19 protein-coding genes are annotated in these 20,529 nt (G+C 68.8%); 12 read left to right on the top strand and 7 right to left on the bottom strand.

From position 1 onward, the window contains the following. Positions 1-786, bottom strand: coding sequence for a peroxide stress protein YaaA (yaaA, locus tag AC3WON_RS14070; RefSeq protein WP_492352051.1), 786 nt, complete (start codon positions 784-786; stop codon positions 1-3). A 49-nt stretch (positions 787-835) separates the two neighbouring features. Between yaaA and AC3WON_RS14065 the strand changes: the two genes are divergently transcribed. After that, positions 836-1,363: a PIN domain-containing protein gene (locus AC3WON_RS14065; protein ID WP_492321698.1), complete on the top strand. Its 528-nt coding sequence runs from the start codon at positions 836-838 to the stop codon at positions 1,361-1,363. A 79-nt stretch (positions 1,364-1,442) separates the two neighbouring features. After that, positions 1,443-2,624, top strand: coding sequence for a pyridoxal phosphate-dependent aminotransferase (locus AC3WON_RS14060; protein WP_492321697.1), 1,182 nt, complete (start codon positions 1,443-1,445; stop codon positions 2,622-2,624). A 72-nt stretch (positions 2,625-2,696) separates the two neighbouring features. Here the strand turns inward: AC3WON_RS14060 and AC3WON_RS14055 are convergent, their stop codons facing one another. After that, complete coding sequence (locus AC3WON_RS14055; RefSeq protein ID WP_492321696.1) at positions 2,697-3,338, bottom strand: glutathione S-transferase; 642 nt, start codon at positions 3,336-3,338, stop codon at positions 2,697-2,699. 189 nt (positions 3,339-3,527) lie between these two features. Here AC3WON_RS14055 and AC3WON_RS14050 point away from each other — a divergent pair, with 189 nt between their 5' ends. From AC3WON_RS14050 to AC3WON_RS14035, 4 genes are all read left to right on the top strand, one after another. After that, a complete protein-coding gene (locus AC3WON_RS14050) occupies positions 3,528-5,051 on the top strand; it encodes a 3-hydroxyacyl-CoA dehydrogenase (protein ID WP_492321695.1) in 1,524 nt (507 codons plus the stop codon). A gap of 32 nt (positions 5,052-5,083) precedes the next feature. Then, the gene (locus AC3WON_RS14045) at positions 5,084-5,863 is read left to right on the top strand and encodes an oxepin-CoA hydrolase, alternative type (RefSeq protein ID WP_492352050.1); all 780 of its coding nucleotides are present in this window, start codon (positions 5,084-5,086) and stop codon (positions 5,861-5,863) included. Positions 5,864-5,945: 82 nt separating this feature from the next. After that, positions 5,946-6,671, top strand: a complete 726-nt coding sequence (locus AC3WON_RS14040; RefSeq protein ID WP_492321694.1) for a histidine phosphatase family protein — start codon at positions 5,946-5,948, stop codon at positions 6,669-6,671. Between the two features lie 60 nt (positions 6,672-6,731). Further along, positions 6,732-7,808: a phosphotransferase gene (locus tag AC3WON_RS14035; protein ID WP_492352049.1), complete on the top strand. Its 1,077-nt coding sequence runs from the start codon at positions 6,732-6,734 to the stop codon at positions 7,806-7,808. A gap of 69 nt (positions 7,809-7,877) precedes the next feature. Here the strand turns inward: AC3WON_RS14035 and ggt are convergent, their stop codons facing one another. Beyond that, entirely contained in the window at positions 7,878-9,758 is a 1,881-nt protein-coding gene (gene ggt / locus AC3WON_RS14030; RefSeq protein ID WP_492352048.1) for a gamma-glutamyltransferase, read from the bottom strand. Between the two features lie 204 nt (positions 9,759-9,962). Here ggt and AC3WON_RS14025 point away from each other — a divergent pair, with 204 nt between their 5' ends. The 3 genes from AC3WON_RS14025 (at position 9,963) to AC3WON_RS14015 (ending at position 13,592) form a co-directional block, all read left to right on the top strand. Beyond that, entirely contained in the window at positions 9,963-11,663 is a 1,701-nt protein-coding gene (locus AC3WON_RS14025; RefSeq protein ID WP_492352047.1) for a vWA domain-containing protein, read from the top strand. 82 nt (positions 11,664-11,745) lie between these two features. After that, complete coding sequence (locus AC3WON_RS14020) at positions 11,746-12,384, top strand: sigma-70 family RNA polymerase sigma factor (RefSeq protein ID WP_492352046.1); 639 nt, start codon at positions 11,746-11,748, stop codon at positions 12,382-12,384. Continuing rightward, on the top strand, positions 12,381-13,592 hold the full coding sequence (locus tag AC3WON_RS14015) for a hypothetical protein (RefSeq protein ID WP_492352045.1): 1,212 nt from the start codon (positions 12,381-12,383) through the stop codon (positions 13,590-13,592). The genes AC3WON_RS14020 and AC3WON_RS14015 overlap by 4 nt, the downstream gene beginning before the upstream one ends. Before the next feature lie 27 nt (positions 13,593-13,619). On the opposite strand, the gene AC3WON_RS14010 is transcribed toward AC3WON_RS14015, so the two are convergent. Continuing rightward, positions 13,620-14,786, bottom strand: coding sequence for a CAP domain-containing protein (locus AC3WON_RS14010; protein ID WP_492352044.1), 1,167 nt, complete (start codon positions 14,784-14,786; stop codon positions 13,620-13,622). A gap of 264 nt (positions 14,787-15,050) precedes the next feature. Then, a complete protein-coding gene (locus AC3WON_RS14005) occupies positions 15,051-15,989 on the bottom strand; it encodes a LysR family transcriptional regulator (RefSeq protein WP_492352043.1) in 939 nt (312 codons plus the stop codon). Between the two features lie 189 nt (positions 15,990-16,178). Here AC3WON_RS14005 and AC3WON_RS14000 point away from each other — a divergent pair, with 189 nt between their 5' ends. Beyond that, on the top strand, positions 16,179-17,441 hold the full coding sequence (locus AC3WON_RS14000; protein WP_010809091.1) for an acyl-CoA dehydrogenase family protein: 1,263 nt from the start codon (positions 16,179-16,181) through the stop codon (positions 17,439-17,441). A 157-nt stretch (positions 17,442-17,598) separates the two neighbouring features. Continuing rightward, positions 17,599-18,291 (top strand): glutathione binding-like protein, encoded by a 693-nt coding sequence (locus tag AC3WON_RS13995; RefSeq protein ID WP_492321689.1) that lies wholly within the window; start codon positions 17,599-17,601, stop codon positions 18,289-18,291. Positions 18,292-18,341: 50 nt separating this feature from the next. Here AC3WON_RS13995 and AC3WON_RS13990 read toward each other — a convergent pair whose 3' ends face one another. After that, positions 18,342-19,187, bottom strand: a complete 846-nt coding sequence (locus tag AC3WON_RS13990; protein ID WP_492352042.1) for a hypothetical protein — start codon at positions 19,185-19,187, stop codon at positions 18,342-18,344. Between the two features lie 265 nt (positions 19,188-19,452). Here AC3WON_RS13990 and AC3WON_RS13985 point away from each other — a divergent pair, with 265 nt between their 5' ends. Then, on the top strand, positions 19,453-19,893 hold the full coding sequence (locus tag AC3WON_RS13985; protein WP_492321687.1) for a helix-turn-helix domain-containing protein: 441 nt from the start codon (positions 19,453-19,455) through the stop codon (positions 19,891-19,893). Here the strand turns inward: AC3WON_RS13985 and ureG are convergent. Continuing rightward, positions 19,890-20,519, bottom strand: coding sequence for an urease accessory protein UreG (gene ureG, locus AC3WON_RS13980; RefSeq protein WP_013956047.1), 630 nt, complete (start codon positions 20,517-20,519; stop codon positions 19,890-19,892). The two genes, AC3WON_RS13985 and ureG, sit on opposite strands and share 4 nt — an antisense overlap. Positions 20,520-20,529: the final 10 nt, after the last annotated feature.

Genomic DNA, 20,529 nt, shown 5'->3' with positions numbered 1-20,529 from the left:
TCAGTCTTCGAGGCGGCGGCGGAACACCCAGCGGGTGGCATCCGAGGCCGCGGCGTCGAAGGCGTAGCCGTCTTCGGCAAAGCGCTTGAGCTTGTCCGGCTCGGTCACGCGCTGCGTCACGGCGTAGCGTGCCATGGTGCCGCGCGCGCGCTTGGCGTGGAACGAAATGATCTTGTAGCGGCCGCCCTTCCAGTCCTCGAACACCGGCGTGACGAGCCGGGCCTGCAGCACCTTGGGCCGCACCACCTTGAAATATTCTTCCGAGGCCAGGTTGACCAGCACCGGCGCGCCTTCCTGCCTGAGCGCGGCCATGTCGGCGTTGATCATCTGCGTGACATCGTCGCCCCAGAACGCGTACAGGTCCTTGCCGGCAACGTTGTCGAGGCGCGTGCCCATCTCCAGCCGGTAGGGCTGCATCCAGTCCAGCGGGCGCAGCACGCCGTACAGGCCGGACAGGATGCGCAGGTGCTTCTGCGCAAAGCCGAGGTCATCGGCCGACAGCGTCTTCGCGTCGAGGCCGTCGTAGACGTCGCCGTTGAAGGCCAGCACCGCCTGCTTGCTGTTGGCCGCGGTGAACTCCGGCGACCAGTCGCCGTAGCGCGTCACATTGAGCACCGCGAGCTTGTCGGAGATGTCCATCAGCGCGCCCACATCCTGCGGCGCCAGCTTGCGCAGGCGCTCGATCAGCGTGGCGGAACGGTCGATAAAGCGCGGCAGCGTATGGGTCTTGAGGCGCGGGGGAGTCTCGTAGTCCAGCGACTTGGCGGGAGACAAAACGATGAGCATGGCAAAATCGCGGCAGTAGCCAAGGACAAACAAGCCAAGATTGTAGCGAATGCGCCTCGACACCACCGCAACCACCCTCTTCGCCAGCCCCGCCGGCGTCACATCAGCGCCGCGCGTGGTGCTGGACTCCAACATCTGGGTGGACCTGCTGGTCTTCCGCGACCCGCATGTGGAGCCTATCCGCACCGCGCTGGAGGCCGGCACCATCGCCCCGGTGATCCGCGCCGACTGCCGCGAGGAACTGCGGCGGGTGCTGGCCTATCCGCAATTTGCCCGCTTTGACGTCGATATCGATGCCGCGCTGGCCACCGTCGACCGCCTCGCCAGCCTGGAAGCCGCGCCGCCGCAGGCCGACTACGACGCCATCCGCCTGCCGCGCTGCAAGGACACCGACGACCAGAAGTTCGTTGAGCTGGCGCATTTTGCCGGCGCCGCCTGCCTGGTATCGAAGGACAAGGCCGTGCTCAAGCTGCGCACCCGCCTGCGCCGCAGCAGCGGCGTGGAAGTGATGACGCCGCCGGCCTTCGGTGCCTGGCTGGCCGCGCTTGGCGCCGCCAGCGCCGCCGATCCGCTTTAGAATGTCGGCTCCCGGCGCCGCCTCCCCGGTGGCGCCGCACGCCTGATCGCAATCCCCACCGCATCGACACGTTCGCATCATGTCCGCAGACACCACCCACACCCAGTTGACGCCGTTGTCCCCGCCGCCCTCGCGCCTGCCCGCCGTCGGCACCACCATCTTCACCGTGATGTCCGCGCTGGCCACCGAGAAGAACGCCGTCAACCTGGGCCAGGGCTTCCCGGACTTCGACTGCGACCCCAGGATCGTCGATGCCGTGACCGCTGCCATGCGCGCCGGCCATAACCAGTACCCGCCGATGGCGGGCGTGCCGCGCCTGCGCCAGGCCATCGCCGCCAAGATCGCCAGCCTCTATGGCCACCAGTACAGCTGGGACACCGAGATCACCGTCACCGCCGGGGCCACCCAGGGCATCCTGACCGCGATCCTGTGCGCGGTGCATCCGGGCGACGAGGTGATCGTGCTGGAGCCGTGCTACGACAGCTACCTGCCCGCGATCGAGCTGGCCGGCGCCACCGCCGTGCCGGTCACGCTGGAAGCGCCGGAATTCCGCGTGCCCTTCGACAGGCTGGCCGCAGCGATCACGCCGCGCACGCGCATGATCCTGATCAACACGCCGCACAACCCCACCGGCACGATCCTGCGCGCGTCCGACATGGACCAGCTGGCGCAGATCCTGGCCGGCACCGACATCCTGCTGCTCTCGGACGAGGTCTACGAGCACATGGTCTACGACGGCCAGCAGCACGCCTCGGTCTCGCGCCATCCTGAGCTTGCGCGCCGCAGCTTCGTGATCTCGAGCTTCGGCAAGACCTATCACGTGACCGGCTGGAAGGTCGGCTACGTGGCTGCGCCGGCAGCGCTGATGGCCGAGTTCCGCAAGGTGCACCAGTTCAATGTGTTCACCGTGAACACGCCGGTGCAGCACGGCCTGGCCGACTACATGGCCGATCCCGCGCCCTACCTGCAGCTGTCGGCGTTCTACCAGGCCAAGCGCGACTTCTTCCGCGCCGGGCTGGCCAACAGCCGGTTCAAGCTGCTGCCGTCGGACGGCACCTACTTCCAGTGCGTCGACTACTCGGCCATTTCCGACCTGAGCGAGGCCGACTTCGCGATGTGGCTGACGCGCGAGATCGGCGTGGCCGCGATCCCGGTCTCGGCCTTCTACACGCAGCCGCGTGAATCGGGCGTGGTGCGTTTCTGCTTTGCCAAGAAGGAAGAGACGCTGGCGCTGGCGCTGGAGCGGCTGGCCAGGCTGTGATGAAAACAAAAACGCCCGCGATGAATTCGCGGGCGTTTTTCACACATGCGGCAGTTCAAGCCGCTTCGCTTACTACTTGCTGCGGCTCGCCATCAGCTCAAGATTGGCCTTGCGGTCGGCATTGACCTTCTGCACCGACTCACGCGCCGACAGCGTCTTTAGGTAGTCCTTGACCGGCAGGTCGGCCAGCAGGTCGGTGCCGTAGATGATCTTGGTGCACGACGACACCAGCGGCAGGTGTGCCGCGGCGGCGCAGTCGGCCAGCGTGAAGCTGTCGCCGGCGATATACGGCGAGAACTTCGCCAGCTTGGCGAAGGCCGGGACATAGCGCGTCAGCAGCTTGTGCTGGCGGTCCTTGACGCCGTCGCTGACCTTGCCGCCGAAGAACGCCTCGGGGTACAGCTCGCGCGCGGTCAGCTCCAGGTACAGTTCCATGAAGACGACGATCTCGCGCACCTTGGCGGCCTGGTACGGGTCGCCCGGCAGCAGCGGCGTCTGCGGATAGGCTGCCTCCACGTAGTCGACGATGGCTTCGGACTCGCACAGCGGCCCGGATTCGGTGATGATGTAGGGCACCTTGCCCGCGGGCGTGGCCGCCGGGTCGGTCTGGCCGATCCAGGCCAGCACCTCTTCGAACGGCACGTTCTTTTCCAGCAGCGCCAGCTTCACTTTGTTGTAGTAGTTGCTGGCGGCAAAACCGCAGAGCTTCAGCATGTCGTCTCTCTCCGTTATTGGAATGATCCCCGCATCGCACGGTGCGGATGTCGGGTGATTGTGGACCATCCGGGGTCTGCAGTGTACCGGCTGGCCGATCAGCGCACGCCGCCTGCCCCGCCAGACTGTTGCGGAAGGTGCAAAAAACGTACGATCGTGCTAATTTAACCACAACTTTTGGGGCAACTGATGAGCACTTTCACCATCGATACGCTGGGTATCGTCGGCACCGGCGCCATGGGCCGGGGCATCGCGCAGATCGCCGCGCAGGCGGGCCTGACCGTCAACCTGTACGACGCCAACCCGCAAGCCGTGGCCGCCGCGCGCCAGTACCTGCAGGACACGCTGGCCAAGCTCGCCGACAAGGGCAAGATCAGCGCCGCCGACGCCGAGGCCACGCTGGCCCGCGTCAAGCCCTGCGGCGCGCTGGAAGACCTGGCCGGCTGCGACATGGTGCTGGAAGCCATCGTCGAGAAGCTGGAGGTCAAGCGCGACCTGATCGCCAAGCTCGAAGCGGTCCTGCGTGAAGATGCCGTCATCGCCTCGAACACGTCTTCGCTGTCGATCACCGCGATCGCCGTGGGTGCGCAGCACCCGGGCCGCATCGCCGGCTACCACTTCTTCAACCCGGTGCCGCTGATGAAGGTGGTCGAGGTCATCGACGGCCTGTCGGGTAACCCCGCGGTGGGCGACGCGCTGATGGCGCTGTCGCGCCGCATGGGCCATACGCCGGTGCGGTGCAAGGACATGCCGGGCTTTATCGTCAACCATGCCGGCCGCGGCATGAATATCGAAGGCCTGAAGGTCGCGCAGGAAGGCGTGGCCGGATTTGCCGACATCGACAACATCATGCGCGAGCAGGCCGGCTTCCGCATGGGCCCGTTCGAGCTGATGGACCTGACCGGGCTGGACGTGTCGCACCCGGTGATGGAGTCGATCTACAACCAGTTCTACCAGGAACCGCGCTACCGCCCGTCGCCGATCACCGCGATCCGCGCGGTCGGCGGGCTGATCGGCCGCAAGGCCGGCGCCGGTTTCTATTCCTACGCCGATGGCCAGAAGCAAGTGCCGGCCGCCGCCGCGGTGCCGGGCGCGCGCCCGTCGAGCGTGTGGGTCAGCCACGCCAGCGAGCGCGGCCACGCCATGGTGACCAAGCTGCTGGGCGCGCTGGGCGTGACCCCGGAAGGCGGCAACAAGCCGTCGGCCGACGCGCTGATCATCGTCACCCCGCTGGGCCTGGACGCCACCACCAGCGCGCTGCAGCAGGGCCTGGACCCGGCCCGCACCGTTGCCATCGACACGCTGCTGCCGTTCGAGGCCACCAAGCGCCGCACGCTGATGACCACGCCGGCCACCAGCGCCGCCGCGCGTGATGCCGCGCACGGCCTGTTCGCCAGCGACGGCGTGCCGGTCACGGTCGTCCGTGATTCGGCCGGCTTTGTCGCGCAGCGCGTGCTCTGCTGCATCATCAATATCGCCAGCGATATCGCGCAGCAGCGCATCGCCACGCCGTCGGACATCGACCTCGCCGTCAACCTGGGCCTGGGCTATCCCAAGGGCCCGCTGGCGCTGGGCGATGCGGTCGGCCCGCAACTGGTGCTGGAGACGCTGCGCAACATGGAAGCGCTCACCGGCGACATGCGCTACCGCCCGAGCCCGTGGCTGTGGCGCCGTGCCGGCCTGGGCCTGTCGCTGCTGGCCGAAGAGCAGTAAGCCCGCCACGCCCCACCGACCGAGCCACGCCCATGCCCGCACAGTTGCTTTCCCACCGCGTCGATTCGACCCTGGTGCTGACCATCTCGAACCCCGAGGCACGCAATGCGCTGCACCCGGACATCTACGCGGCCTCGCAGCAGGCGCTGGATCAGGCCGCCGCCGATGACTCGGTGCGCGCGGTCATCATCACCGGCGCCGACGGCATTTTCTGCGCCGGCGGCAACCTCAACCGGCTGCTCGGCAACCGCAGCCAGCCGCAGGAGGTGCAGGCCGCCAGCATCGCCCTGCTGAACGGCTGGGTCGAGTCGCTGCACGCCTTTCCCAAGCCGATCATCGCGGCGGTGGAAGGCGCGGCCGCTGGCGCGGGCTTCTCGGTGGTGCTGGCGTGCGACTTCGTGGTGGCGGCCAGCAATGCCAAGTTCGTGATGGCCTATGTCTCCGTGGGGCTCACGCCCGACGGCGGCGGCTCGTATGAGATCGCACGCGCGCTGCCGCGGCCGCTGGCCAGCGAACTGATGATGGAAGGCAAGCCGATGGACGCGGCGCGGCTGGCGCAGTTCGGGCTGGTCAACCGCGTCACCGAGCCGGGCCAGGCCCTGGACGAGGCCCTGCGCCTGGCCGCTGGCCTTGCCCGCCAGTCGCCGCACGCCGTGGGCCGCATCAAGGCCCTGATCAACCACGCAGCCACGGCATCGCGCGCCGAACACCTGCTGGCCGAGCGCGACAGCTTCGTCGCCGCGCTGCACCACCCCGACGGCGGCGAAGGCATCAGCGCCTTCCTGGAAAAGCGCAAGCCGCAGTACCGCTGAAGCCGGGCGCCGGACGCCTGGCTTTACCCGAACGGCCAGCCCGCGACAGACAGGCATGCCGCACAATACAAGGAGACAACGCATGGAATTGCCGCCGTCCTCGCGTCGCCGCATCTACCTGATGCGGCATGGTGCCGTTTCATATTTCGACGAGGCCGGGCGCCCTGCCCTGCCCGAGATGGTGCCGCTGAACGAGACCGGCCGCATGCAGGCCACCGCCGCCGGCCGCGCCTTTGCCGCCGAACAGATCCGCTTCGACCGCGTCATCGTCAGCGGACTGCCGCGCACGGTGGAGACCGCGGAGCGCGTGCTGGCCGAGCTGCCGGAGATGGACGGCATCGTGCCTGAAGTCTGGCCCGCGCTGCAGGAGATCCGCGGCGGCGACCTGTCCGCGATTGCCGACCAGGACCTGCGCGACGCCTTCGTCGGCGCCTTCGAAGGCGAAGTCCCGGAACACAAGCGCTTCCTCAACGGCGAGACCATCGGCCAGTTCCTCGACCGCGTGCTGCCCGCGCTGGAGCGCCTGCGCGCCGATCCCGACTGGGACACCGCGCTGATGGTGCTGCACGGCGGCACCAACCGCGCCATCCTGTCGCAGGCCATCACCTGCGGGCGGCGCGTGTTCTTCGGCTCGCTGCTGCAGACCGCGGGCTGCATCAATGTGCTCGACATGGGCGACGGCCCGCTCGACTGGGTGGTGCGCATGACCAACTACTCGCCGCCCACGCCCGTGCACAGCGGCACGCGCCACACCACCATGGAAGTGCTGCTGCACCAGTATTTGCGCGGACGCCAGCCGCAGGGCTGAGCGCGCCGCGGACTTGATCGAATCCCAACCGATACCGAACAGAAAACCAACGGAGACAGCATGACCAGCAACGTATCGCACTTCGAGGGCACGCGCCCGGTGGCGGACCAGCAGCGCTTCGACACCGACGCGCTGGAAGCCTGGATGCGCCGGCACGTGGAGGGCTTTGCCGGCCCGCTGACCGTGGAGCAGTTCAAGGGCGGCCAGTCCAACCCGACCTTCAAGCTGGTCACGCCGGGCCAGACCTACGTGATGCGCGCCAAGCCCGGCCCCAAGAGCAAGCTGCTGCCTTCGGCGCACGCGATCGAGCGCGAATACCGCGTGATGGCCGCGCTGGCCGGCAGCGACGTGCCGGTGGCGCGCATGTACGCGCTGTGCGAGGACGAGTCCGTGATCGGGCGCGCCTTCTACATCATGGAGTTCGTCGCCGGCCGCGTGCTGTGGGACCAGTCGCTGCCGGGCATGAGCACCGCCGAGCGCAGCGCCATCTACGACGAGATGAACCGCGTCATCGCCGCGCTGCACACGGTCGACTACAACGCCATCGGCCTGGGCGACTACGGCAAGCCCGGCAACTACTTCCAGCGCCAGATCGAGCGCTGGACCAAGCAGTACAAGCTGTCCGAGACCGAATCGATCCCGTCGATGGACGCGCTGATGGACTGGCTGCCGCAGCATATCCCGCAGGAAGACGCCGACCTGACCTCGATCGTGCACGGCGACTACCGGCTCGACAACCTGATGTTCCACCCGACCGAGCCGCGCGTGCTGGCGGTGCTGGACTGGGAACTGTCCACGCTGGGCCACCCGATGGCCGACTTCAGCTATCACTGCATGAGCTGGCATATCGCCCCGGGCCAGTTCCGCGGCATTGCCGGCGTTGACTTCGCCGCGCTGGGCATCCCGGACGAAGCCAGCTACCGCCGCCTGTACGAGCAGCGCACCGGCCGCCCGATCACCGGCGACTGGAACTTCTACCTGGCCTTCAGCATGTTCCGCATCGCCGGCATCCTGCAGGGGATCATGAAGCGCGTGGTGGACGGCACCGCGTCGTCGGCGCAGGCGCTGGACGCAGGCAAGCGCGCGCGGCCGATGGCGGAGATGGGGTGGCAGTACGCACAGAAGGCGAAGGGCTGACGCGGCAACTGCTGCAGCAAAAGAAGACGGGCGCCGAGGCGCCCGTTTTTCATCTGCATCGCACGGCGCTCAATCCCCCAGCGCCACCCCTTCCCGCCGCGGGTCCGCACCACCGGCCCACACCACCTTGCCGTCAGGCCCCTGCTTGCGCATGATCGCCTGCGTGCCGCTGGTCATCTCGATCTCGGCCACCTGGTGGCCGCGCTGCTGCAGTGCCTGCACCAGGCCCGGCGAGACCAGCCCCTTCTCCACCTCGGTCGGGCCGTTGCGGCTGCCGAAGTTGCCCATGCCGATGGCGGCCTGCACGTCCATGTTCCAGTCCAGCATGCCGACCAGGGTCTTGGACACATACTCGATGATCTGCGAGCCGCCCGGCGAACCGACCGTGGCGACCAGCTGGCCGCTCTCGCGGTCAAACACCAGTGTCGGCGCCATCGACGAGCGCGGCCGCTTGCCCGGCTGCACGCGGTTGGCCACCGGCTTGCCGTTCTCGCTCGGCACGAAGGAGAAATCGGTCAGCTGGTTGTTCAGCATGAAGCCGCGCACCATCAGATGGGAGCCGAAGTACGACTCGATCGTGGTGGTCATTGAAATCGCCCCGCCGCGGCCATCGACCGCAACGATCTGCGAGGTGGAAACGCGCGGCGGTGAACGGTCGGGCGCGTAGGCCATCGCCGTGCCCGGCGGCACCCCCGGCTGGGCCTTGCCCATGCTCTTGTCGCCGATCAGCTCCGCGCGTGTGGCAAGGTAGGACGGGCTGACCAGGCCGGTCACGTTGACCGGCACGAAGTCGGCATCGGCCACGTACAGGCCACGGTCGGCGTAGGCCAGGCGGTCGGCTTCGGAGATCGCGTGGACCGCGTCGGGATTGGCCTCCATCACCGCCGGCGTGTTCACGCCCTGCGGCTTGAGCGCGGCCAGCGCGTACTTGGGATTCTTGGTCTCGAGCGCCTGCAGCGTGCCCAGGATCTGCGCGATGGCGATGCCGCCCGACGACGGCGGCGGCATGCCGCAGATCTTCCAGCGCTTGTAGTCGGTACAGACCGGCACGCGCTGCTTGGCCCGGTAGCTGCCCAGGTCAGCCAGCGACAGCGAGCCGGCATTGCTGCCGCCGTTGACCTTGGCGACGATATCGCGCGCGATCGGACCGTTGTAGAGCACGCCGGCACCGCGCCGGGCGACATCGCGCAGGGTCTGCGCCAGCTTCGGGTTCTTCAGCACCGTGCCGGCCGGCTTGGGCTTGCCCTGTGCATCCAGGAAGTAGGCGGCCATCTCCGGCGAATTGGCCAGGAACTTGTCAGCCGCCACCTGCGTGTACAGCCGCTGCGAGATCGGGAAGCCCTTCTCGGCCAGGTCGATGGCGGGCTGGAACAGCTTGGCCCACGGCAGGCGGCCGTGCTTCTGGTGCGCCATTTCCAGCGCGCGCATCACGCCGGGCGTGCCGACGGAGCGTCCCCCGATCTGGGCCTCGCTGAACTCCATGGGCTTGCCATCGGGACGCAGGAACAGGTTTTCGGTGGCGCCGGCAGGGGCGGTCTCGCGGCCGTCGAAGGCCTGAACGTTCTTGCCGTCCCAGTACATGATGAAGGCGCCGCCGCCGATGCCGGTGGCCTGCGGCTCGACCAGCGTCAGCACGGCCTGCATCGCGATGGCGGCGTCGATGGCCGAGCCGCCCTGGCGCAGGATGGCGCGCCCGGCCTCGCTCGCCAGCGGGTTGGCCGCGGCAGCCATGTGGCGCTGCGCGTAGACGGTGGACATGCCCGGGCGATACCCGGAAGCAACTTCCGGGGCCGGCGGCATCGCGGCAGGCGGTGTCGTGGCCGACGGCGCGGCCGGTGCTGCGGGCGCGGCGGCCCCTCCGCCCTGGGTACCACAAGCACCGAGCAGCGCCGTCAGGGCAAGGGCCAGCGCGCCGCGCCACGCCATCGAAGAGAGGTCAGGGTGAGCCATGCGATATCTCCTGGGGAAGGATCAAACGATTGTAGTGGCGATCGGAGCATCCTGGGGCAAGAAAGTCTGACTGCCGCCACATGAGGGAGCCACATCCAGGTGCAAAAAAATTCTCCCGGCTTAACCCCGATCCCTCGCCAGCACCGTTTCATCGACAGGCCGTCATGACCGGGGACCCGCCCCGCGGCCGCTCAGGAGAACAATATGCAACTTCGCGCACCGGCCGTCATTTCCAGTCTTGCCGCCGCCCTGGCGCTGTCGGCCTGCGGCGGGCATTCGCCGTCGCTTCCCCCGGAAGTGGCCCAGCCTGTGCCGGCGCCCGCGGCCCCGGCGCCCACGCACGACCACGCCGCCAAGGCTGGCCAGGTGGCACCCGCCATGGAAATGCACGCCATCGCCCCGCGCGCCCCGCTGGCGATGCCCTACCACCTGCCGCCGCCGGCGCCAGCCGAGCGCGAACGCTACGGCGCCATCGAGGAAAACGGCGTCAGGCTGGTGGCGCAGGCGCCGGTATCCACCTTCAGCATCGATGTCGATACCGGCAGCTACAGCAATATGCGCCGCATGCTCAATGCCGGGCGCATGCCGCCGGCCGATGCGGTGCGCGTGGAAGAGTTGCTGAACTACTTCCCCTATGACTATGCCCAGCCCGCCGACGGCCGCCCGTTCGCCGTGCATGCCGCGCTGGCGCCCGCGCCCTGGCACCCGGCCAATGTGCTGCTGCGCATCGGCATCAAGGGCAAGGACATGGCCAGCGCCGCGCTGCCGCCCGCCAACCTGGTATTCCTGGTGGATGTGTCGGGATCGATGAATTCGCCGGACAAGCTGCCGCTGCTGAAGTCCTCGCTCAAGCTGCTGGTGCACAAGCTGCGGCCGCAGGACCGCATCACGCTGGTCACCTATGCCAGCGGCACGCGCGTGGCGCTGCCACCCACGCCGGGCAGCGACAAGACCGCCATCAGCGCCGCCATCGACCAGCTCGTGGCCGGGGGCAGCACCGCCGGCGCCAGCGGCATCGCGCTGGCCTACCAGGCCGCGCAGCAGAGCTTTATCGCCGGCGGCATCAACCGCGTGCTGCTGGCCACCGACGGCGACTTCAACGTGGGCGTGACCGACTTCCGGCAACTCAAGAGCATGGTGGAAGAGAAGCGCAGGTCGGGCGTGTCGCTGTCCACGCTCGGCTTCGGCACCGGCAACTACAACGAGCAGCTGATGGAGCAGCTGGCCGATGCCGGCGACGGCGCCTATTCGTATATCGACAACCTGATGGAAGGCAACAAGGTGCTGGTCAGCGAGATCAGCTCGACCCTGGCCACCATCGCGCGCGACGTGAAGATCCAGGTGGAATTCAATCCGGCCACGGTGAAGGAGTATCGCCTGATCGGCTACGAGAACCGCATGCTGGCGCGCGAGGACTTCAACAACGACAAGGTCGATGCCGGCGATATCGGCGCGGGCCACACCGTGACGGCGCTGTATGAACTGACGCTGGCCGGCCAGGCCGGGCTGGTCGATCCGCTGCGCTACCAGCCGGCCGCACCCGCGCCGGGGCGCGACGGCGAGCTCGCGCACATCAAGCTGCGCTACAAGCTGCCCGCCGCCAGCACCAGCCAGTTGATGGACATCACCGTCGCGCGGCAGGCCATCCGCCCGCTGGCGCAAGGCGATGACGACTTCCGCTTTGCCGCGGCGGTGGCTGGTTTCGGCCAGGTGCTGCGCGGCGGCAAGTTCACCGGCGACTGGCGCTACGCCGATGCCCACGCGCTGGCCCAGGGCGCCCGCGGCACCGACCGCTTCGGCTATCGGGGCGAGTTCCTCAAGCTGGTGGACCTGGCACAGAGCCTGGCCACGGCCAGTCCGGCCGGCGCCACCAGCGGCGGGCCGGCCGAGCGTGCGGCACGCTGACACCAGCCCGGGCGGCCGCGAGCCGGCGCAAGGCGGCGCGGCAGGCTGTCGCGCCGCCTTGCGCTCTCCTATACTCGGGCGCATGCAGGCACCCGACTCCGTCCCTTCCGCCGCGCCCGCAGCCGCCACGCCCGGCGCCGCGCTGTCGGCGCTGCCCGACCACGACCTGATGCTGCTGGTGGCGGGCGGCATCATCGAGCAGCCAGTCACCGAGCTGTTCCGCCGCCATAACGCCGGCCTCTACAACTACGTGGCCTGGCTATGCCAGGGCAACCGTGGCGAAGCGGAGGACATCGCGCAGAAGACCTGGGTCAAGCTGATGACCCGCTGCGGCGACTACCAGCCGGGCGCGGCGTTCCGCACCTTCCTGTTCCAGATCGCGCGCAATACCTGGCTCGACCAGGTGCGCAGCGCCGATGCGCGCCAGCGCGAAGCGCTGGACGACCAGCCAGCGGAGATGCCGGCCGACGACCTGTCGCCGGAAGCGGAGCTGCAGTTGCGCCAGCACGCGCACCACGTGCACCGCGCGCTGCTGCAGCTGCCCGTCGCCCAGCGCGAGGTGGTGGTGCTGCGCTTCTTCAGCGACATGAGCGTCGAAGAGATTGCGCAGATGCTCGGCGAGAAGTTCGAGACGGTGAAGAGCCGGCTGCGCTATGCGTTCGCGCGCCTGCGCGCAGACCTGGCCGGCAACGTGCCGGGCTCGCAGGAGACGCCGTCGTGAGCGCGGCCGACCGCTTTATCGACGGCAAGGACCGGCTTTCAGCACTGCTGCGGGACCTGCCCGCCTACGCGCCGTCCGCTGCGCTGGCAGAGTCGGTGCACGCGGCCGCACGTGCGGCACAACAGGAGGCGGATCGCCAACGGGCCGGCGCGGCGGCCCTGCCCTTCGCCGCGCCGCCAACACTGGCCACGGCGGTGCTGGAAGAAGCCGCGCGCCTGCATGCGGCGCAGGCCACGCGACGCGATGCGCTGCTTGCGCGCGTGGCGTCAGGCGAGCCCGCAGCGGATATCCTGGGTGCCCCGGTCGGTGCCGCTGCCAGCGCGTGGCTGCAGGCACAGGCGGAGGCGGCAACACCGGCACAGGCAACACGGACAGCGGCGCAAGCCATGGCAGCGCGCGCCGCGCGCGCGCGGCGCTGGTGGCGCTCGCTGGGACTCGTGGCCAGCGTTGCGGCAGTGGCCGGGCTGACCACCAGTATCGTGCTGCGGCAGATCGATGACGGCGCCCTGCTGCCGGCATCGGCGCCTGAACAGGTGTCCGCCCCGGCCGCGGCACCCGCCGCAGAGATGGCAGCAGCGCCCGCACCGCAAGCTGCGGCGGAGTCCGGGACGGCCGCGCCGGCAAACCCGCCGGCCGCGAAAGCTGCCCCGGCCCCGCGGCGGGAAGAGCGCCCTGCCCCGGCGCACGCCGGGCAGCGCAGCCGCGCGCCGGCGGCGGCCGGGGGCACGGCACCACGCGAGGCCACCACGCCACCACCACCGCAGGCGACCGAAAGCTTGTCCGCCCAGGCGCCGGCCGTGGCCGCCGCACCGGCCGCTCCCGCGTATCCGGCCATGGCAGAGGCGGCCCCGCCGCCGGCAATGCCGGCACCCGCGGCACCGCCGGCGGCCGCGCCGCGGGCAGACTTCGCGCGCAAGGCCGCGCCACCGATGGCGGCCGCACGCGCCCCCGCGGCGGACACCGCATCAGGCATGGTCGTGTCGATCCAGGACGACCCCGCCGCCACGGCCGCGCGCATGCCGGCGGCGGCATCGGTCACGCTGCTGGCGGCCGAACCGGACAGTGAGGCAATCAGGGAATGGGCAGGACGGCTGTGGCAATCGATGCGGGCGGCGCAACGCCCGCCGGTGCCATTTGCCGTGCAGGCCGACCGCACGCTGGCCCCGGGCCAGGTGCGCATCGAGCTGCGGCACGGCGCGCCGCAATGAGCGCGCCGCTGTGCTGGTGAGTGCGGGTCAGCGCGTGGTGAACGACCAGCTCAGGTCCACCGGCTGTGAACCCAGCCGGCCGGTGACGCGCACGCTGTAGCGCTGCTGGCTGGCCAGCGGCGCCACCGGCGTGCAGATCGCCAGGCCGCGTGCGGCGCTGGAGAGGCCCGACGAGCGGCTGTCGACCTTGAGGCAGTTGACGTTGTTGCCTTGCGCGTCGGTGATGACGAAGTTGTCGGCATCGAACTGCAGCGAGGTGTTGATGGCCTGCAGCGATACCGGATAGCCCACGGTCTTGCCCTCGTAGCCCGGCGCGGGATTGGGGCTTTCCGAGTTGACCCAGCTGGCCGGCACGTCGGCCTGGCCGTTGTACGGATAGGCCACCATCTGGTTGTCGCTGCCGCCCTTCGATGCATCGGCCAGGTCGATGGTCTGGTAGTAGCTGGCCGAGGTGCCGCTGCCATCAGGGCCCACGCGCTCGGCAAAGCCGCTGCCGGCCGAGCCGTAGCTGCCCAGCAGCGCGGCGCGGTGGAACGGCGCGTTGACCAGGTCCGACACCAGCGCGTCCTTGGGCGACATCGACAGCTGCGCATTGGCAACCGAAGTCCAGCGGTTGGCACCGGCCACCACTTCCGCGGTGGCGTTGGTCGGATAGGCGGCCTGGATGCGCTCATTGGGCGTGGCGCCGGTATAGCCCGGCTTGCCGCTGGTCTCGTCGTGGGTCAGCGTGGCGTTGGCCAGCATGTAGGCAGTGTGGTTCTGCGCCACGGTATTGAGCGGATCGCGTGCCGCCAGCGGCGGCAGGCCCACCTGCTCGCGCCGATAGTTGGCGTAGCACAGGCCGGCGCTGCGCGGCTCTTCCAGCACGCGGTAATTGCTGACCGCACTGCCGCGCGCCGGCAGCAGCGAGATGCCGCCGCCCGCCGCGGGTGCCGGCGCCGTGCCGCTGACGGTATAGCAGGCACCTGCAGTGACAGGCGTGCCGGAACTCGGGCCGGAAGGCGCGCTGGCCGGCCCGCTCGCTTGCGATGCGCCCGACGAAGCAGCGCCGTCGCCGCCATCGCCACCACCGCCGCCACATGCGGACAGCGCCAGCGCCGCGGCGGCGCAAAGGGTGGTCAGGGCGAGCGTGGTGCGCCGCGCGCGTCGCGGCGGCATGGATTGGTGATCAGCAAGCAAGCGTTTCCCGGTCATCGTTCTGAATCGTCGTGGTCATCGGAGGAAGGAACCTGCCCCGGGGGATCCGCAGGCGCGGACAGCCGGCGCGGCAACTATCGCCAGCACCGTGCGGACACGGGCTCGCGGCGGCGGCGCCGGGGGCAGAAAGACCGGACGATGGTATGGGCGCGGACCGGGAGGGTCTAGCCCATGAACAATTCCTTACGTGTGACCCGCGCGCGCCGCACCGGGGCGCCGCGGGGGTCGCTTGCGGTGCCCGCCGTGCGGGCGCGGAGGCACTTAGCTGGCGGAGGCTACGTCGGCCATGCCGGTGCCGAGCGCGGCCATCACCGCCATCAGCTGCTCGCGCAGCCAGCGGTTGGCACCGTCGTTTTCGCCGCCCGCATGCCAGTACAGGTGCAGTTCCAGCGAAGGCACCTTGAACGGCAGCGACAGCAGGCGGTTGGCATAGGGCTCATTGGCGATGCGCGCATAGCGCAGCGGCAGCGTGGCCAGCAGGTCGGTGCAGCTGACCACGCGGCACGCGGCCGCGTAGTGCTGGCAACGCAGGCGCACGCGCCGCGTCAGGCCCATGCGGTGCAGGGCCTGGTCTTCCAGGCCGGCACCGCGGCGGCGCGACGACACGTGCACATGCTCGGCCGCGAGGTAGCGCTCGAGCGTCAGCTCCTTCTTCACCAGCGGATGGTCGCGCCGCGCCAGCACCACCATCGGATCGGCCATGAACGGCGCGTGGTGGATGGCGGGCGAGACCGGCAGCAGGATGTCCAGCGCGGCGTCCAGCGTGCCGGCCAGCAGCTCGGATTCCATCTCGCGGCGGTCGAAGCGGATCGCGGCAATCTCCACCTGCGGCGCCATCGCAGTGACGCGCGCCATCAGCGGCGGCAGCAGCGTGGATTCCAGCGCGTCGCGCATGCCGATGGTGAAACGCCGCACGGTATTGGTGGGATCGAAGTGCGGCGTATCCTGCAGCGTGCGCGCGAACGATTGCAGCGCGCTGCGCACCTCGGCGGCCAGCGAGCGCGCCAGCGGCGTGGGCGCCATGCCCTGCCCGCGCCGCTCGAACAGCGGGTCGTCGAACAGCGTGCGCAGCCGGCCCAGCGCATGGCTGACCGCGGGCTGCGTCAGGTTGAGCTGGCGCGCGGCCGCGGTGATGCTGCCTTCGCTGTAGATGGCGTCGAACACCACGAAGAGATTCAGGTCGATGCGGGAGAGCTGCATGCCGGGGATTCTGTCACGGAATGCAGGGAATTGATACTGGCAAATCCAGAAAATTCATTTTTCTTATTACCAGCTTTCAGATAGAGTGCATTCCATCGGCCCATGCCGCACTGATGCCGAGGCCTGCCGAGGCCAACGAGGCGCCGCCGCCCACCCCGGCGTCCACTGATTCCGTAGCGAGGAGACCACATGGATTTCGAATACAGCCCGAAGGTCAAGGAAATGCAGGCCAAGCTGCTGGCCTTCTTCGACCAGCACATCTACCCGAACGAAAAGCGTTTCGCCGCGGAGATCGACGCCAACCGCCGCGCCGGCAACGCCTGGGTGCCGACCAAGGTGATCGAGGAACTGAAGCCGCTGGCACGCGCGGCCGGCCTGTGGAACCTGTTCCTGCCGCGCTCGCCGCGCGCCCCGCAGGGCCTGTCGAACCTGGAATACGCCACGCTGTGCGAAATCATGGGCCGGGTGCCCTGGTCGGCCGAGGTCTTCAACTGCGCGGCCCCCGACACCGGCAACATGGAGACGCTGGAGCGCTATGCCTCCGAGGAACTGAAGGACAAGTGGCTCGAGCCGCTGCTGGCCGGCGAGATCCGCTCAGCCTTCCTGATGACCGAGCCGGCGGTGGCCTCGTCGGACGCGACCAATATCGAATGCCGCATCGAGCGCGACGGCGACCACTACGTGATCAACGGCACCAAGTGGTGGTCGTCGGGCGCGGGCGACCCGCGCTGCAAGGTCTACATCGTGATGGGCAAGACCAATCCCGACGCCGGCCGCCATGAGCAGCAGTCGATGATCGTGGTGCCGGCCGATACCCCGGGCATCACCATCAAGCGCTTCCTGCCGGTGTTCGGCTACGACGACGCGCCGCACGGCCATATGGAGATCGAGCTGAAGAACGTGCGCGTGCCGGCCTCGAACATCCTGCTGGGCGAAGGCCGCGGCTTCGAGATCGCGCAGGGCCGCCTGGGCCCGGGCCGCATCCACCACTGCATGCGCAGCATCGGCGTGGCCGAGCGCGCGCTGGAACTGATGTGCAAGCGCGCACTGTCGCGCGTGGCCTTCGGCAAGCCGGTGTCCAGCCAGGGCGTGACGCAGGAACGCATCGCCGAAGCCCGCTGCGAGATCGAGATGGCGCGCCTGCTGACGCTCAAGGCCGCGTACATGATGGACACCGTGGGCAACAAGGTGGCCAAGGCCGAGATCGCCATGATCAAGGTGATCGCCCCCAACGTGGCGCTGAAGGTGATCGACTGGGCCATCCAGGTCCATGGCGCCGCCGGCGTCTCCAGCGACTTCCCGCTGGCCAACTGGTGGGCGCACCAGCGCACGCTGCGCCTGGCCGACGGCCCGGACGAGGTGCACCGCAACGCCATTGCCAAGCTGGAGCTGGCCAAGCACATGAACCTGAATCCGGACGACATCAGGATGCCGGTGGCACGCGGGTTCTGACCGCCTGGCAACGCCGCGGGGCTTCGGCCCTGCCGGCAGTATGGAAAACGCGCAGCCAGTCTGCGCGTTTTTTTCTTCTGTGCTTAAATCGCCCGGTTCGCCACGTCAGTGGTTGATGTGGCCATCCCCAACGATCGCAGCCAGGAGATCTTTTGCGATGATCGACGTCTACACCTGGGCCACGCCCAACGGCCACAAAGTCCACATCATGCTGGAAGAATGCGGCCTGGAGTACAAGGTCCATCCGATCAACATCGGCGCCGGCGACCAGTTCGGCGAGGACTTCCTGAAGATCAGCCCCAACAACAAGATCCCGGCCATCGTCGACCCCGACGGCCCGGACGGCAAGCCGATCTCGCTGTTCGAATCGGGCGCCATCCTGCTCTACCTGGCCGGCAAGACCGGCAAGTTCCTGCCCGCGGACGTGCGCGGCAAGTACGAGGCGCTGCAGTGGCTGATGTTCCAGATGGGCGGCGTGGGCCCGATGCTGGGCCAGGCACACCACTTCCGCATGTACGCGCCCGAGAAGATCGAGTACGCGGTCAACCGCTACACCAACGAGGCCAGGCGCCTGTATGGCGTGATCGACACGCAGTTGTCAAAGCACGCCTACCTCGCCGGCGAGCAGTACACCATCGCCGACATCGCCACCTTCCCGTGGCTGCGCAGCTGGCAGAACCAGGGCGTGAACCTGGACGACTACCCGAACCTGAAGCGCTGGTTCAACGAGATCGCCGAGCGCCCCGCGGTCAAGCGCGGCGTGGAAGTGCTGGCCAGCGCGCGCAAGGCGCTGCAGGACGACAAGGCGCGCGAGGTCCTGTTCGGCGCCACGCAATACAAGCGGCACTGAGCACGGCACTGCGGCGGCCGGGGCGCTGGCCCCGGCTGACCCGCCTGGTATCAGACCGGCGCCAGCGCGTGGCACGCAATCGCATACCCGTCCGCGCGCCGTCCGCCGCGCGCCGCAACACCAACCTCGACGTCATCGCCCGGCCCGAAGCAGCACAGCAGGCCGGTGCCCGGCAACAGCACGTCGAGCCGGCATGACTCGTGCGGGTCCGGCGCGTAGAGCGTGCCGGGCTGCAGGAAGGCCATGTCTCCACCGGCCCGCACCAGCGCGCCATGCCAGTGCAGGCCGATGGCGCCGCGGTAGCACAGCGCCCAGCTCAGCCCGCGCGCCTGCAGCCGCTGCGCCCAGTCATCGCCCGACTGGTCCAGCTGGATGAACTCCGGCCGCATGCCCTGCTCCGGCTGCGGGCCCTCTGCCCGTACCTCCTCTGCCGGCAACACGTGCATCCCCGCCACCCCCTCGGCGCCATTGGCCCCGACCGCGGCAATGCCGCCCAGCGCGCAGTGCCACCCGCCCGCAGGCAGCACCACCGGCCGCGAGGCATCGGCCGGCCCTTGCGGCACGGTGCGCACCAGGATGGAGTCGACCATCGCCTGCACCTGCATCGGCACGCCTGGCGCAGGCGCAAACAGCTCGCCGCCGCCCATCAGCAGGCAGCCGCGCCCGGGCGACCACAGCCGCAGGCCCCCGCGCAGGCAGCCCCACCATTCATGGCAGTCCGCGGCAAATTCAGCCTGGGTCTCGCCGGCGCAGAGAAAGACGTAGTCGCAGGTGCTGCCGAGGCCGGCAGCAGCGGCAAGCAAGCGTGACTGGAACCCGGGAATGAAGTCCGACGGCGCGTGGCGGTCGGCATGGAGGGCGCGCATCCGCGCCTCGAACAGCGTGAAGATCTGCATGGCAATCCCCCTGCAGGGCGACAGGCCGCAAGGCGGCTGTCCGCGCAGCTCGGCGCACGCATGACAGCGTTGCGCGCAGCATTGCGCAGTGGCCCGTTTGGCTCGGCCATGCAGGCCGTCCGGTTGATGCCATCGTGTCGCGCCATTTTGCCTGGCGCACCCCTCAATTTGCGGGTCGGACACCGATAGTGAGGAAGAGGATAAGTTGTCGTGGCCTCAAGGTCAAACCCTTAGCCTCAGACCACTCCGAACCTTTCACGACCCCATGACTTCTCGAAATCTCAGACTATTCGGATTGCATCTTGCCTGGCTACGCAAGCAGCGGGGCTGGTCCCAGGAAACCCTGTCGCTTGAGAGCGGGCTGTCGCGCTCATACCTGAGCGGCATCGAAAGCGGCAAGCGCAACCTGGCGCTCGCCAACATCTGCAGGCTGGCCGAGACGCTCGCCGTGCCAACTCCAGAGATGCTCGACTTCAGCCGCCATGACGCCAGCCAGCTGCAGGTGGAACAATCGCGCGCGCCCTTCGGCAACCGCCAGCGCGCGGCGATCGAGGCCACCGTGCGCCATATGGCGGAGCTGACCGAGCCCGAGCTGAACCTGGTGGCCGCGGTGGCGCGGGCGCTGGCGGGCAAGGGCAGCTTCCGCCCGTCGCTGACTCACGCCACCAACGCCGCGCCCGATGCCAAGGGCGACAGCGCAGACTAGACGCCCAGCATGCCCTGCCGTTCGATAAAGCGGATCACCTCGTCCAGGCCCTGCCCGGACTTGACGCTGCCCATCACGAACGGCCGGGCGCCGCGCATCTTGCGCGCATCGCTCTCCATCACTTCCAGCGATGCCCCGACGTATGGCGCCAGGTCCGTCTTGTTGATCACCAGCAAGTCGGACTTGGTAATGCCCGGCCCACCCTTTCTCGGAATCTTCTCACCGCCGGCTACGTCGATGACGTAGATCGTCAAATCAGAAAGTTCTGGGCTGAAGGTGGCAGCGAGGTTGTCGCCGCCGGACTCGATGAAGACCACGTCAGCATCCGGGAAGCGCGCCAGCATGCGGTCCACCGCCTCCAGGTTGATCGAGGCGTCCTCGCGGATCGCGGTGTGCGGACATCCGCCCGTTTCCACGCCCATGATGCGTTCCGCCGGCAACGCGCCGGAGATCGTCAAGAGGCGCTGGTCTTCCTTGGTGTAGATGTCGTTGGTGATGGCAACCAGGTCGTAGCGGTCGCGCATCGCCTTGCACAGCATTTCCAGCAGCGTGGTCTTGCCGGAGCCAACCGGGCCGCCGACGCCGACGCGCAGCGGAGGGTTCTTCTTGGTACGGGCCTGGGTCATGGTGCGGTAT

The organism is Cupriavidus sp. FW305-46 (assembly GCF_058787075.1).
This window is presented reverse-complemented; position numbering and strand designations above follow the sequence as displayed.

Coding starts and splice junctions, on each gene's coding strand:
- yaaA (WP_492352051.1), bottom strand. CDS start 786: ATGCTCATCGTTTTGTCTCCCGCCAAGTCGCTGGACTACGAGACTCCC.
- AC3WON_RS14055 (WP_492321696.1), bottom strand. CDS start 3,338: ATGCTGAAGCTCTGCGGTTTTGCCGCCAGCAACTACTACAACAAAGTG.
- AC3WON_RS14005 (WP_492352043.1), bottom strand. CDS start 15,989: ATGCAGCTCTCCCGCATCGACCTGAATCTCTTCGTGGTGTTCGACGCC.
- AC3WON_RS13990 (WP_492352042.1), bottom strand. CDS start 19,187: ATGCAGATCTTCACGCTGTTCGAGGCGCGGATGCGCGCCCTCCATGCC.
- AC3WON_RS14025 (WP_492352047.1), top strand. CDS start 9,963: ATGCAACTTCGCGCACCGGCCGTCATTTCCAGTCTTGCCGCCGCCCTG.
- AC3WON_RS14060 (WP_492321697.1), top strand. CDS start 1,443: ATGTCCGCAGACACCACCCACACCCAGTTGACGCCGTTGTCCCCGCCG.
- AC3WON_RS13985 (WP_492321687.1), top strand. CDS start 19,453: ATGACTTCTCGAAATCTCAGACTATTCGGATTGCATCTTGCCTGGCTA.
- AC3WON_RS14065 (WP_492321698.1), top strand. CDS start 836: ATGCGCCTCGACACCACCGCAACCACCCTCTTCGCCAGCCCCGCCGGC.
- AC3WON_RS13995 (WP_492321689.1), top strand. CDS start 17,599: ATGATCGACGTCTACACCTGGGCCACGCCCAACGGCCACAAAGTCCAC.
- AC3WON_RS14010 (WP_492352044.1), bottom strand. CDS start 14,786: ATGACCGGGAAACGCTTGCTTGCTGATCACCAATCCATGCCGCCGCGA.
- AC3WON_RS14040 (WP_492321694.1), top strand. CDS start 5,946: ATGGAATTGCCGCCGTCCTCGCGTCGCCGCATCTACCTGATGCGGCAT.
- ggt (WP_492352048.1), bottom strand. CDS start 9,758: ATGGCTCACCCTGACCTCTCTTCGATGGCGTGGCGCGGCGCGCTGGCC.
- AC3WON_RS14045 (WP_492352050.1), top strand. CDS start 5,084: ATGCCCGCACAGTTGCTTTCCCACCGCGTCGATTCGACCCTGGTGCTG.
- AC3WON_RS14035 (WP_492352049.1), top strand. CDS start 6,732: ATGACCAGCAACGTATCGCACTTCGAGGGCACGCGCCCGGTGGCGGAC.
- ureG (WP_013956047.1), bottom strand. CDS start 20,519: ATGACCCAGGCCCGTACCAAGAAGAACCCTCCGCTGCGCGTCGGCGTC.
- AC3WON_RS14050 (WP_492321695.1), top strand. CDS start 3,528: ATGAGCACTTTCACCATCGATACGCTGGGTATCGTCGGCACCGGCGCC.
- AC3WON_RS14000 (WP_010809091.1), top strand. CDS start 16,179: ATGGATTTCGAATACAGCCCGAAGGTCAAGGAAATGCAGGCCAAGCTG.
- AC3WON_RS14020 (WP_492352046.1), top strand. CDS start 11,746: ATGCAGGCACCCGACTCCGTCCCTTCCGCCGCGCCCGCAGCCGCCACG.